This is a genomic window from Enterobacter sp. NFIX58, assembly GCF_900110475.1.
Lineage (GTDB): Bacteria > Pseudomonadota > Gammaproteobacteria > Enterobacterales > Enterobacteriaceae > Enterobacter > Enterobacter quasiroggenkampii.
This window is the reverse complement of sequence record NZ_FODW01000001.1, coordinates 527,176-540,062: the sequence shown is the minus strand read 5'-3', so window position 1 is coordinate 540,062 and position 12,887 is coordinate 527,176. Positions and strand designations below refer to the sequence as shown.

Annotated in this window: 10 protein-coding genes; 4 read left to right on the top strand and 6 right to left on the bottom strand. The window is 59.1% G+C overall.

Annotated elements, in window-relative coordinates; genetic code table 11:
• Window positions 1–100 precede the first annotated feature (100 nt).
• Window positions 101–1,516, top strand: coding sequence for an MFS transporter (locus tag BMW97_RS02615; protein WP_045910578.1), 1,416 nt, complete (start codon window positions 101–103; stop codon window positions 1,514–1,516).
• A gap of 46 nt (window positions 1,517–1,562) precedes the next feature.
• Here the strand turns inward: BMW97_RS02615 and BMW97_RS02610 are convergent, their stop codons facing one another.
• Genes BMW97_RS02610 through BMW97_RS02600 form a run of 3 tightly spaced genes read right to left on the bottom strand, consistent with a single transcriptional unit; the run spans window position 1,563 to window position 4,273 of the window.
• Window positions 1,563–2,558, bottom strand: coding sequence for a DUF2891 domain-containing protein (locus tag BMW97_RS02610; protein WP_045910579.1), 996 nt, complete (start codon window positions 2,556–2,558; stop codon window positions 1,563–1,565).
• Window positions 2,559–2,567: 9 nt separating this feature from the next.
• Window positions 2,568–3,554: a DUF979 domain-containing protein gene (locus BMW97_RS02605; protein ID WP_045910580.1), complete on the bottom strand. Its 987-nt coding sequence runs from the start codon at window positions 3,552–3,554 to the stop codon at window positions 2,568–2,570.
• The gene (locus tag BMW97_RS02600; RefSeq protein WP_008501655.1) at window positions 3,551–4,273 is read right to left on the bottom strand and encodes a DUF969 domain-containing protein; all 723 of its coding nucleotides are present in this window, start codon (window positions 4,271–4,273) and stop codon (window positions 3,551–3,553) included. The genes BMW97_RS02605 and BMW97_RS02600 overlap by 4 nt, the downstream gene beginning before the upstream one ends.
• Window positions 4,274–4,473: 200 nt before the next feature.
• Here BMW97_RS02600 and BMW97_RS02595 point away from each other — a divergent pair, with 200 nt between their 5' ends.
• On the top strand, window positions 4,474–5,019 hold the full coding sequence (locus tag BMW97_RS02595) for a winged helix DNA-binding protein (RefSeq protein ID WP_024908533.1): 546 nt from the start codon (window positions 4,474–4,476) through the stop codon (window positions 5,017–5,019).
• Here the strand turns inward: BMW97_RS02595 and glgX are convergent, their stop codons facing one another.
• From glgX to treZ, 3 genes are read right to left on the bottom strand one after another with little or no spacing between them, the layout of a single operon-like run.
• Window positions 5,020–7,095 carry a glycogen debranching protein GlgX gene (glgX, locus tag BMW97_RS02590; RefSeq protein WP_045910581.1) on the bottom strand — a complete coding sequence of 692 codons (2,076 nt, stop codon included), beginning with the start codon at window positions 7,093–7,095 and terminating at the stop codon, window positions 5,020–5,022.
• A gap of 15 nt (window positions 7,096–7,110) precedes the next feature.
• Window positions 7,111–9,579 (bottom strand): malto-oligosyltrehalose synthase, encoded by a 2,469-nt coding sequence (treY, locus tag BMW97_RS02585; RefSeq protein WP_045910582.1) that lies wholly within the window; start codon window positions 9,577–9,579, stop codon window positions 7,111–7,113.
• Window positions 9,576–11,363, bottom strand: a complete 1,788-nt coding sequence (treZ, locus tag BMW97_RS02580; RefSeq protein ID WP_045910583.1) for a malto-oligosyltrehalose trehalohydrolase — start codon at window positions 11,361–11,363, stop codon at window positions 9,576–9,578. Before treZ ends, treY begins: the two co-directional genes overlap by 4 nt.
• A gap of 132 nt (window positions 11,364–11,495) precedes the next feature.
• Here treZ and BMW97_RS02575 point away from each other — a divergent pair, with 132 nt between their 5' ends.
• Together BMW97_RS02575 and BMW97_RS02570 are read left to right on the top strand one after the other, a co-directional pair.
• Window positions 11,496–12,023: a GNAT family N-acetyltransferase gene (locus BMW97_RS02575; RefSeq protein WP_045910584.1), complete on the top strand. Its 528-nt coding sequence runs from the start codon at window positions 11,496–11,498 to the stop codon at window positions 12,021–12,023.
• A 90-nt stretch (window positions 12,024–12,113) separates the two neighbouring features.
• The gene (locus tag BMW97_RS02570) at window positions 12,114–12,872 is read left to right on the top strand and encodes a 5'-nucleotidase, lipoprotein e(P4) family (protein ID WP_090392515.1); all 759 of its coding nucleotides are present in this window, start codon (window positions 12,114–12,116) and stop codon (window positions 12,870–12,872) included.
• The last annotated feature ends 15 nt before the right edge of the window (window positions 12,873–12,887 follow it).

Sequence of the window (12,887 nt, the reverse complement as noted above, 5' to 3'; positions counted from 1 at the left end):
GGCGTTACGTGCAATGATTAAGTGCAAATGCTGCGTCTTCCGCCCTGTATACCGCATGATTATAGTTTCGTCATCACGATTCTTATTCGGAGTAACGACGATGACGCTCTTTTCAAACCAGCCCGGCGATGAAGGTTTACCCGGACATGAACGCGCCAGGGTGATGGCCGCCGTTATGACCACCACGCTGATGGGCGTTTTTGACGGTACCATGATCAACATCGCGCTCCCCTCCATGGCAAGAGCGATGCAGGTCCCCGCGAACGTTGCGGTCTGGTTCGCTAACGGTTATCTGCTGTCAGCGGCGATGACGTTGGCCATCTTCGCGGCGCTGGCGGCCCGGGTGGGCTATCGCCCAATCTTTCTGGCCGGGCTTGCCACCTTTACGCTCACCTCGCTGGGTTGCGCGCTGGCAACAACGCCGGAAATGTTAACCGGGATGCGAATTCTGCAGGGCATCGGCGGCGCGGCGACCCTGAGTATCGCCCCGGCGATCCTGCGGTCCGTTTTTCCGGGCCGACTGCTGGGCCGTATCCTGGGACTGCACGCCCTGCTTATCGCCTCCAGCACGGCGATTGCCCCGGTACTCGGCGGAACAATACTGGACGCCCTGAGCTGGCAATGGCTGTTCGCCATTAACCTTATTCCGGGCAGCATCGCCCTGCTGCTCGCATGGCGGGCCTTGCCGCGGGAATCGGCCGTTGACCGCACTCCCTTTGACGCGCCAGGCGCCGTGCTCTCCGCCGTCCTGTTAGGTTCCGCAATCATGATGGCCGACAGCCTTCAGCACGTGACGCAACACATTAACCGGCAGGCCGTCTGCTGGGGCGTTCTCGCGCTGGTCAGCGCCTTCGCCTTTACCTGGCGTATCCGGCGCGCGCAACATCCGTTACTGCCACCGGTGATGTTCAAAAACGGGCGCTTCACCCTCGCCGCGCTGACCTCGCTGGCCTCGTTTGTGAGCCAGGGGATCACGTTTGTCGCGCTGCCGTTCCTGTTTCAGAGCGTGTATGGCTACAGCCCGGTGGTGTCGGCGCTGCTGTTTACCCCGTGGCCGATTGGCATCGTGCTGATCGCGCCGCACGCGGGTCGCTGGGCGGATACGATCTCCGCGCCGCTGATCTCGACCCTCGGGCTTATCGTCTTTGTCGGTGGGTTGGTCCTGCTGGCCACGTTGCCGGAGAATCCTTCCGTGTGGAATATCTGCCTGCGCAGCCTGGTATGCGGTATTGGATTTGGCTGCTTTCAGAGCCCCAATAACCGGGAAATGCTCGCTAACGTCGCGCGGGAATATGCCAGCTATGCTTCCGGCGTGTTGTCGATTGTGAGGACATTCGGCCAGTGTCTCGGCGCCGCCGTGGTGGGGGTTCTGCTGGGAGCAGCGGCAGGATGGGACCATCAACATGCTATCCAGGTTGCACTGTGGCTAGCCGTCATCGCCTCGACAGGTTCGGTGGTATTTAGCCTGAGCAGGCTGCGCCCCGCGCGGTCTACAGGCAAGCGTTGCACAATGTAGGCCGGGTAAGCGCAGCGCCACCCGGCAAGAAAGACGGCGCGTTTGTTTACTCCAGCGCCAGCAGCGCAAAACTCGCCAGCCAGTGCCCGCCGCTATAGTGGCTGCCGACCACATGCCCGACGCTGGCGGCAAGATGTTTCGTCACCGCCTCGCGCAATGCCGGTTGCGCCGGGTGGCTGGCAGGAAGCGCTTTCGCAATGTGCTTCATACACCACGCGCGGCTGAGGTTTAATCCGTCCAGATGGGCAATTTTCGGGTCGGTACGATCGCTCACTTCCGCCGGGTTCATCAGTGCCGTAACGGCGCCCACCTCCGGCAGAAACGCGTCAAACCAGGCCGGGAACTCTTCAGCCACCTTGCTCATCAGCAGCGCCTCCGTCAGCGCGCCGGAAATATACTCGTCTCCGCCGGGCTCATAATGAGCCGGATAGCGCGTGTCGGCGAGATAAAACCGCTCCGCCGCTGCCACAATCGTCTGTTCAAGCGCCTTGTCTCCGACTGCGCGACCGTAATCGAGTGCCAGCGCGAGGGCAAACGCGGTGTTGTAGTGCGTCCCGACGCGGATCGGATAGGTGAGCTTACCGAGGTAATCCACCAGCCGGTTGCGAATATCCTGGGTGAGCGGTGCCAGCGTCTGGTGCCAGCCCGCGGCCTGCGGCAGCGTCGACTGCTTCAGCTCCTGGGCCAGCGCCAGCAGCCAGCCGTAGCCATACGGACGCTCAAACGAGGCGCGGAACGGCGCGGTAAAATAGGCCAGCTCCTTCGCCACGTTCTCTTCGGTCATGTGCTCGTCAAAAAGCGCGACGATCGCGTCCCGGCACGGTAATTCTGGATAGAGGCGCACGCAGCGCAGCAGCAGCCAGTAACCGTGCACCGCCGAGTGCCAGTCAAAACAGCCGTAGAAAATGGGATGCAGTTCACGCGGCGGCAGAACGTCACCATCATCATTCAGCAGGTGCATAATGTGGTTCGGGTATTCCTGGCGCAAATAGGTCAAAGGCATGCGGGCAAACGCGTCGGCCTGATGTTGCGTTAATTCCATGACAGCTCCTTAGCGAAACACGAGGAAATACATTAAGAACACGTTCACCACCAGCAGGGTTAACGCGGTCGGGATCTGGATCTTGATCACCTGATATTTGTCTTTCAGCTCCAGCAGCGCGGCGGGAACGATATTGAAGTTCGCGGCCATCGGCGTCATCAGCGTGCCGCAGTAGCCTGCATACATGCCAATCGCCAGCAGCGGCGCAGGGTTGCCGTGATGCACGTTGATCAGAAACGGCAAGGCGATACCGGCACTTAACACCGGGAAGGCCGCAAAGGCATTACCCATAATCATGGTAAACAGCGCCATACCCACGCAGTAAATCACCACCAGCATAAAGCGGCTGTCCGGGTTCACAAACAGGCTCACCACCTTCTGTACCGAGTCGCCCGTGTTAGCCACCACGAACACGCCGCCGAGCATGGCCAGCATCTGCGGCAGGATCACCGCCCAGCCGATGGTATCGACAAGACGACGGGACTGACGAACGGCATGCAGCGGTGTGCCTTTGGTCAGCCACCAGCCGGTAAAGATCGCCGCGACGCAGGCCACGCACAGCGCCGCCAGGGTGAGCTGCTTCTGATCGAGCAGAAACACGCCGCCGATCGAAACGCCCTTCAGGAATAACGTGCCCAACACCGTCACCACCGGGATCATCAGCGCGGGCAGGAACAGCCAGTTTTTAAGCCGGTTTGACGACGTGACGCGCTCCTCCTCGGTGGACATTTTATAGTGCCCTTTCCCGACGAGGCCAAAGCCCGCCAGCAGCGCGATGGCGATAACCCCGCCGCCGATAATCCGGTACGCCAGCGATTTGCCGAGTTCCTGAACCATCAGATCGCCAAACAGGAAGATCCCGCCAAACAAGAACCAGAACAGCGCGGTGGTAAAGCGCTTCGGATTGGCGCGATCGCGCAGGGTCATCACAACCAGCAGCATCACGACAAAGCCAATCAGGTAGTACACGCGGTTAATGGTGATAAGCGTCATCATTGCGCGGCCTCCTGCGTACCCTGCTCTGCACGCCAGGCCATCACGTCGCGACGGATACTTGCATCGAGGCGCAGCAGGCGCGTCATATGAATAATCAATGCCGCAATCGCGGTGGGAATGGCCCACAGGCCGATATGCAGCGGTTCAATGCCCTGAATACCATTTTCTTTCAGGAACGCGTCGATCAGCAGCACCGCCCCGAAGGCAATAAAGATATCTTCCCCAAAGAAGACCGCGATGTTGTCGCACGCGGCGGCGTGGGCTTTGATTTTGTCGCGAATATGCTGCGGCAGCTCGCCATATTCGTTCAGCGCCGCCCCTTCGGCCATCGGCGCCAGCAGCGGGCGCACCGTCTGCGCGTGACCGCCCAGCGACATCAGACCCAGCGCGGCGGTGCCTTCCCGCGCGACAAAATAGAGCATCAGAATACGCGCGGAGGTGGCGCTGGCGATCTTCGCCACCCAGGCCTGGGCGCGCTCTTTAAGCCCGTAATATTCCAGCAGACCAATCACCGGCAGGATCAGGATGAAGGTGGCCAGCGATCGGCTATTGACGAACTTCTCGCCAAAGGTTTCCAGCAGCATGCCGAAATCCATCCCGACCAGCAGACCCGTCGCCAGCCCCGCTACCACGACCACCAGCAGCGGGTTGAAGCGCAGTGCAAAACCAATAACCACGATCGGTATCCCGATCAGCGGCAACAGCGTAGTACCGTCCATAACGTTTACCCTATCGAAAGTGAGCGTTGCGCGCCGACGGCTATTTTTTTAATTTGCGGCGAGCGATGTTGTGTTTTGTTGGCAGGCTTCGCAAAACCTGCGCTAAAAAGCTATATCTGAACCTCAAAAACATGTAAACAAATTATCAATAAAATGTTCTTATTTTATCGATGAGTTTACATTTCTGGCTAAGGAACGTTATGACCTCAGAAAAGAGTGCTTCACCCGATCGCGACGATATCAACGATGGCCGGATCGTCTCTTCCCGCCACCTGGTATCCGAGCGCTGCGCGGAGTTATCAGAGCTGGAATATGCGCTGATCATGACCAGCAACGCGTTCAACAAATGGATGGTGCGCTGCATGACGGCTGCCGGCGAGCCCGATATGGGCGCCTTTGACGTTTCGCTGCTGCATCACGTGAACCACCGCGACCGCAAGAAAAAGCTGGCCGATATCTGCTTCGTCCTCAACGTGGAAGATACCCACGTGGTGACCTATGCCCTGAAAAAGCTGGTCAAAGCAGGCTACGTGACGAGCGAGAAAGCGGGTAAAGAGCTTTTTTTCTCCACCACGGAGGAAGGGAAAGCGCTGTGCATGAAATACCGGGACGTGCGGGAAGCGTGTCTGATTGCGATCCACGCGGAGAGCGGCATTGCCGGGAAGTCGATTGGCGAGACCGCGCAGCTGTTACGCACGATCTCCTCCCTGTATGACACCGCCGCCCGGGCGGCGGCGTCACTGTAACTAAGGACGGCGGAACAGCGTAATGCTGCGCCCGGCCAGTTCGTACTCAACGGTTTCGGTGATCGCTGTCCCGGTGGCAGCGTCATCCGCCGTAGACAGCTCCAGCACCCATCCCCCTTCGCCAAATTGCGGGATCTGGAACGGCACGGTGCCTTCAAACGGGTTGAACAGCATCAGCACGTCGTGCCAGATACCGTCCTCCTGCCGCAGATCCGGTCTGCTGATGGAGACCCCAAGCGTCGAGCCTTCATCCCACTGCTCGGCCTGCTGTGGACCACCTCCGGCATTGAACCAGCGGATCTCCAGCCCGTCGCGCCAGCTTTCACGGCGCAGCAGCGGCTGTTGCGCGCGAAGGGCAATGAGACGACGGGTAAACTCGCGCAGCGCAGCGTCGTTTTCGGAGAGTCCCTTCCAGTCGATCCACGAGATCTCACTGTCCTGGCAGTATCCATTGTTATTCCCCTTCTGCGTACGGCCAAACTCGTCCCCCGCCAGCAGCATCGGCGTGCCGTGGGAGAACAGCAGCGTGGTCAGGAAATTACGTTTCTGCCGTTCGCGGGTAGCAATAATATCCGGGTTCTCGGTTGGCCCTTCCTCGCCGTAGTTGTACGAGCGGTTATCGTTATGCCCGTCGTTATTGTCCTCACCGTTGTCGGCGTTGTGCTTTTCGTTGTACGACACCAGGTCATTCAGCGTAAAGCCGTCATGGGCGGTGATGAAATTGACGCTGGCCCACGGACGGCGTCCGCGCAGATCGTACAGATCGCCGGAACCGAGCAGACGCGCGGCAAAGTCCGTGGAGACGTTGTCCCCCTTCCAGTACTCGCGAACGGTGTCGCGGTATTTGTCGTTCCACTCCCCCCAGCCTGGCGGGAATCCGCCCACCTGATAGCCGCCGGGACCGATATCCCAGGGTTCACCAATCAGCTTCAGTCGGGATAAGACCGGATCCTGAGTCATGGCGTCAAAAAAACCGCCGCGCGGGTCAAACCCTTCGGGCTCGCGGCCCAGGATCGTCCCGAGGTCGAAACGAAAACCGTCAATGTGCATCGATTCCGCCCAGTAGCGCAGGGAATCCATCACCATCTGCAACACGCGCGGATGCGAGGTGTTGACCGTGTTTCCCGTCCCGGTGTCGTTGATGTAGTACCGGTGCTGGTCCGGGAGCGTGCGGTAATAGCTGTAGTTATCAATCCCCTTAAACGAGAGCGTCGGGCCAAGCTCGTTCCCTTCCGCCGTGTGGTTATACACCACGTCAAGAATGACCTCGATGCCCGCGTCATGATAGGCGCGCACCATATCGCGAAAGCCCTGAATCCCTGCCGGGCCGTAGTAGCGCGACGCCGGAGCAAAAAAGCCCAGCGTGTTATAGCCCCAGAAGTTCTTCAGGCCGCGGTCGAGCAGGTGCTGGTCATCCGGGAACCAGTGAACCGGCAGCAGCTCCACCGAGGTAATGCCCAGGCTTTTGATATAATCGACCGAGGCTTTATGCCCCATGCCTTCAAACGTGCCGCGTAGCTCGGGCGGTATGGCCGGGTTCATCTGGGTAAAGCCTTTCACGTGGCTCTCATAGACAATGGTATGCGGCCAGGGAACGTTCGGCCGGTTGTTGTCCTGCCAGTCAAAGGCATTCGGGTCGATGACCCTGCCTTTCGGCGTGAACGGCGCGCTGTCCCGCGTGTCAAAGCTCAAATCAAGCTCGTCATGCCCCAGCTCATAGCCGAAATGGGCATCGTTCCAGTCGATGTCACCCACCAGTTCGCGAGCGTAGGGGTCGATAAGCAGCTTATGCGGGTTGAAGCGATGACCGTTTTCCGGGTCGTAGGGGCCGTAGACGCGATAGCCATACAGCGCCCCCGGCTTCAGGTCGGGCACATAGCCGTGCCAGACCTCATGGGTATACTCCGGCAGCTCCAGCCGGGCGATTTCCGTTTTCCCGGACGGGTCAAACAGACAGAGCTCCACCCGTTCAGCGTGAGCGGAGAACAGCGCGAAGTTAACGCCCTTCCCGTCATAATTCGCCCCCAACTGCTGGCCATTACCGGCCCGAATTTCAAACGATGTATCCTTTGCCATTTTCGTTCTCCACGATTATTCGCAGGTAAGCAGAACCAGTACACATCCCTTTTCTGACGTTAACGCCAGCGTTTCTTGCAGCATGCGGCTTTCGCCGCTGAACAGATCCCGATAGCGCTTCCCGGCCAGCTCGTCGGGTAACGCGACCGTGGTATTGACCCACAGCTGATGATTATCGGTGACGTCAAAAACCAGACGCGGCACGGCGACAATCAGCGCCTCGTCGTCCTTAACGCGCGCATAGACAATCAGGTTCTCCTCGCGCTCGCCGCTGACCTTAAGCGGCAGCCAGTCGCCGTAGCGGAAAAGCGCGTCGTAGTGCGGTCGAAGCCGTAGCAGCGTGGCGGTAACGAACTGTTTTACCCTGCCGTCCCGCCAGCATGCCGGGTTGTCAAACACCCCGGCATCCGCCGCACTGAGGCTCTGCACCAGGGCCGGAAAGTCCGGCTCGCGTCGGTTATCCGGGTCGACAAGGCTGAAGTTAAGCGCCTCGCTGCCCTGATAAATATCCGGCACGCCGGGCGCCGTCAGCTTGATCACCGTCTGGCTGAGGCTGTTCATCAGCCCGGCGCGGATAAAGGGCTGCATCGCCTCGCTGAAATCGTGCAGGAACAGGCTATTGTCCGGTGAAAGCAGGTGCCGCGCGTAGCTCAACACCACGCTCTCATAGCTCTCGTTACTGTCAATCCAGTCGGTGCGCTGCTTCGCCTCGCGCAGCGCTTTTTCGAGGAAGCCGAGAAAACGTTCTTGCAGTGATGCCAGCCCGTCTGCGTCGTCCGGTGACAGCGTGGCGGGCCAGACGCCCGCCAGCGCCTGGTAGATCATCCACGTATCGGCGGCGTTCGGCGCGGTACCGTCATTGAGAAAACGCACCTGGGTCTGGTTCATCTGCCGCCAGCGGACCAGATTTTCCCCCCAGCGTTCCGGGGCTTCCGTCAGGGTGTAAAGGCGCGCCCGGGCATCTTCCCCGCGCTTGGTATCGTGCGTGGAGGTGCCCAGCAGCGCGTCGGGCTGACGGGCCAGACGAATGCGCATCTCCTGGTGAAAGCGGGATAAGGAAAACGCGCGCGGGGTCGGGTCGGCACCGACTTCATTGAGCGCAAGCTCGAGGTTGTGGCGAAAGAAAAGCGTGTCTTCAACGGACTTCGCCATCAGCGGCCCGGTGAGCTGCTGGAAGCGGGTCCTGAACAGCGCGGCGCTCTCGCGGCAATCTTCCGGCAGGTCGCCGGTAAGAATGCGCACGATCAGGCTGAGCGCGGCTTCCGACGTCTCCACGCTGGCAACCACGCGGTTAAGCAGCGCCACGTCCGGCGGGGTTAACCCCTCGCGAGTGCCATAGGTGCGGTAGACCGGAAACGCAATAAGCAGTTCGCGCAGCGCGTGGCGGATTTCCTCGCGTGGCAGCGCAACCTCATTGCGGCGTGCCAGATCCTCAGCAAGGTTTAGCAGCGTAGTGAATTCACCCTCAAAATTACGATCGGCCATCAGGCCTTTGGCATCGCGCAGTTCCGCGTGGCGATCGACCGTGATGCCCAGCGTCTCGTCATGGATTTTCTCCAGACGCCCCAGGCTATCGTCGTCGACCAGCACTTCCGCCAGCGAGGCGATAAACTCGTAGCCGGTGGTACCGGATACCGGCCAGTCAGCGGGGAGCTGTTCCCCTTTGGCGAGAATCTTTTCGACCGTAATGTAGCAGTCGGGCCCGGTGGCCTGCCGCAGGCGCTGCAGATAGCCCAGCGGATCCGCCAGGCCGTCGACATGGTCAATGCGCAGACCATCCACCACGCCCGCGTGGACCAGCTCAAGGATCAGCCGGTGCGTGTCGTCGAAGACCGCATCATCTTCAACCCGAACGCCGACCAGTCCGGTGATCTCAAAGAAGCGCCGCCACGAGAGCTGCTTTGGTGCCTCCCGCCAGGACATCAGCCGCCAGCTTTGCGCGTTGTGCAGCTCGGCAATGCTCTTCTCCTCGCTGTACGTGCCGGGGTTGAGCGGATACTCGGCGTCGTAGTAGACCAGCGCGGTTTTTTTCGTGACAGGGTCACGTTTTAGCGTGATAGCTCCCTTCTCCAGCTCCGCCTCAAAGGTGTCGCCAAGAAACGGCAGCGTTAGCGGTCGCGACCCGTCGATATCGAAGTAGCGGAAATAGCGGCTCTGCTGGCCATATTCAATCACGTCCCGCCACCATGCGTTTTCCAGCGAGGTCGACATGTGATTGGGGACAATGTCCAGAATCAACCCCATACCGGCCTGTTTGAGCGCGGCGGTCATGCGGTCAAACCCGTCTCGCCCGCCGATGGCAGGGTCGATTTCATTCGGGTTGGTCACGTCATAGCCGTGGGTAGACCCCGTCGTGGCAGTGAACACGGGCGATGCGTAAAGGTGGCTGATGCCGAGGTCCTTCATATACGGCACCAGCGCCACAACGCGGTCGAAGGTCATGCCGTTACGGAACTGAATTCGGTACGTGGCGGAAGGGATCATAACGATGCTTCTCCATCAGCAAAGCGAACGACAATACCGTTCGGGGGTAAAACGTCAGTGACCTCCGGCGAGGCAAAACGCGTCTCCCCCGCCATAGCAGGCAGCGCGACGGGCTTAATGCCGATATTAAGCGCCAGTGAGAGCGTCCCCGACGGAAAGCGCCAGCACACCGCCACCATGCCGGGCGCGGTCTTGAGCACATGGCCCTCAACGGCACCGCCCGGATGCAGAAGCGGAACGATATAGCGATGGCGCAGCGTCAACAGATGGCGCGTATAGCGCAGCCACGTCTTGCCCTCGTCGGTGGCGACTTTATGCCAGTCGAGCTTTGAGCGGATAAACGTGTTCACGTCGTTCGGGTCCGGGACGGTTTCATCGTGCCCGGCATGGCCAGTAAACTCTTTCGCGCGCCCTTCCCGCACCGCCTTTGCCAGTTCGCCGTGAAAGTCGGTGAAGAACAGGAACGGATGCGTTTCCCCAAACTCCTCGCCCATAAACAGCAGCGGGATATGCGGGGAGAGCAGCAGCGCGGCAAGCAGCACCCGCGTCTTGTCGGCACCCGCGAGGGAGATAAGCCGCTCGCCCTGGGCGCGATTGCCGGTCTGATCGTGGTTTTGAATAAAATCGACGAAAAACTGCGGCGGCTGGGTGCGGCACTCCACCCCGCGAGATTCTCCGGTTTGCAGAGACACCTCGCCCTGGTAGACAAACCCTTCCGCCAGCGCCCGGGCGAACTTTTTCTCCGGCTCAAAGGCAAAATCCTGGTAGTAGGCGTGCGTCTCACCGGTGGCAAACACGTGGGCGGCGTTGTGGAAGTCATCGTTCCACTCGCCGGTAAACAACGGCGCGTTGCCCTGTTCATCGCGCGGATGCAGGAAAATCACGTTGCGGCTGTCTTCCGTGGTCAGGTGAACGTGACGGTGCGGAATGGCCTCGCGAATTTTTGCGGCAATCTCCTCGAGAATATGCGTGTCCGAGCCGTCTTTAATCTGGTCGATGGCATCAAACCGCAGGCCGTCCAGCCGGTATTCCGTCAGCCAGTAGAGCGGCGCGTCGGTCATGTACTGTCTCACCGGCTCGCGCTCGTAGGCGATGCCGTTGCCCCACGGCGTCATCCGCTGTGCATCGAAAAACGCGGGCGACAGCAAAGGCAGATAGTTCCCCTCCGGGCCGAAGTGGTTGAGCACGATATCCAGCACCACGGAAAGCCCCAGCCCGTGCGCGGCATCGATAAACGCGTGGAAATCCTCCGGCGTACCGTAGGCAGAGTGAGGGGCATACAGCAGCACGCCGTCGTACCCCCAGCCGCGGGAACCGCCAAACTGAGAGACGGGCATCACTTCAAGCTGGGTAATCCCAAGTTCTGCCAGATACGGCAGCTTGTCGATGGCCGCCCGGAAGGTGCCCTCCGGGGTAAAGGTGCCGATGTGCAGTTCGTAAATGATCGTCTCTTCCCACGGCCGCCCTGCCCAGTCGCGGTTGACCGGCTGGTAACGTCGGGGATCGATCACTACCGAGGGTCCGTTAACGTCGCCCTTTTGCGCCCGCGAGGCGGGATCGGGCACCGCCATGCCGTCCTGAAGAACAAACTGATATTCTGCACCGTGCGTGACGCCAGGGACGTCTGCCTGGAACCAGCCGCCGCCTGTTGCCGTCATCGGCACATCGGTGGCGGCAAGACGTAGCGTAAGTTCTTTCTGTCCTTCTGCCCAGACGCGAAAACGTACAACGTCATCGGAAATAAACTCAGCACCCCACTGCTTTTGAAATGTCCTGAATTCCATTCATTGTCCTCGAATGACCCACATTTTACGCGGAACGAAGTACAAGCTTAGTTCAGGATTAAAAGTGCGTGAGCTCAGCAGATTTAACCGCTTCGTCTATTCTTTATGAAATAACTCACTATCGGGAATACTATGCAGATTCGAAAAGGATTAAATACGGACCTCGTCCGTCTTGAATGTTGTGACTTTTCTTTCACCATTAGCCACATTGCGCGAGAGCCCTTTATCCATTGTGATTTGCATATTGAAGCCGTCGCCGAGCCGTGGATAAAAACCTACGAACTTGACATTCAAACGCTTGAAAACCATTGCGTTAATCCGGACGCCATATTTCTTGTGGCGGAAACGGATGACGGTGAATTAGCCGGATTTATTACCGCGTCGATCGGCTGGAATAAGTTTATTTCAGTGGATTATATTGCCGTTGATCGCACCAGACGCAGAACCGGCGCCGCGCAAAAATTAATGGCCGCCGCCCACGTCTGGGCCCGCAGCGTAAACGCGCCGGGATTACGGCTTGAAACACAAAATGTGAACGTCTCTGCCTGCCTGTTTTACCGTCACTACGGATTCACCCTGGGCGGGTACGACCGTTATCTCTACAACGCCTTGCCGGAAAAAGACGAGGTCGCCCTGTTCTGGTATTACATGCTGGTCTAGCGGAAACACATTGCCACATCGCGGTCATATTTCTGTCACTGAATTTCATTACGCTTTCGGGATTTTAACCAGGGTGTTGAGGAAAAAAGCGTGAATTCAATGGCTAAGGCATTACTGCTGGCATTACCTGTTATGAGTGCAGCGGCAACCGCGACGGCTGCCGGGCGCGACCTGTGTGAACCGAAAGCGTACGAAATGGCGCTGCGCTATCAGCAGAAATCGGCAGAGATTATGGCCCTTCAGCTGCAAACCTATCGGTTTGCCACCGAGCGTTTCAACGAGAAGTTAAAAGATCTGAAAACGCCCGAAAACTACGCCGTGGTGATGGACCTCGACGAAACGGTGCTGGATAACACCCCTCTGCTGGTGCGCGACGCGGAGCAGTGTCACGACTATACACAATGGGACACCTGGAGCGACTGGGAGAAGCAGGGAAAACCCGGCTTAATCCCGGGAGCAAAAGCGTTTCTTGACCACGTGAATCAGAGCAAGGTCCGGATCTACTATGTCTCGGATCGTATGCAGGAAAATAAAGCCGACACGCTGAAGACGTTAAACGCTCTCGGCCTGCCGCAGGTGTCTGACGAAAGCGTGCTGCTGGATACGGTCAGCAAGGAAGAGCGCCGCCAGAGCATCCTCAAAAAGCAGCAGATCGTGATGCTGTTCGGCGACAGCCTGCCGGATTTCGCCGTGCAGTTTAAAAACAAAAAGCCGAGCGAGCAGCAGCGTGAGCTGGTTGAAGCCAGCGCCGAACACTTCGGCAACGACTGGATTGTGCTGCCTAATGCCGCTTATGGCGCCTGGTCCAAAGCCACGATCGAGAGCTGGAACGCACCGCTGAAAAAATAAGGTCTTACGGGCCGG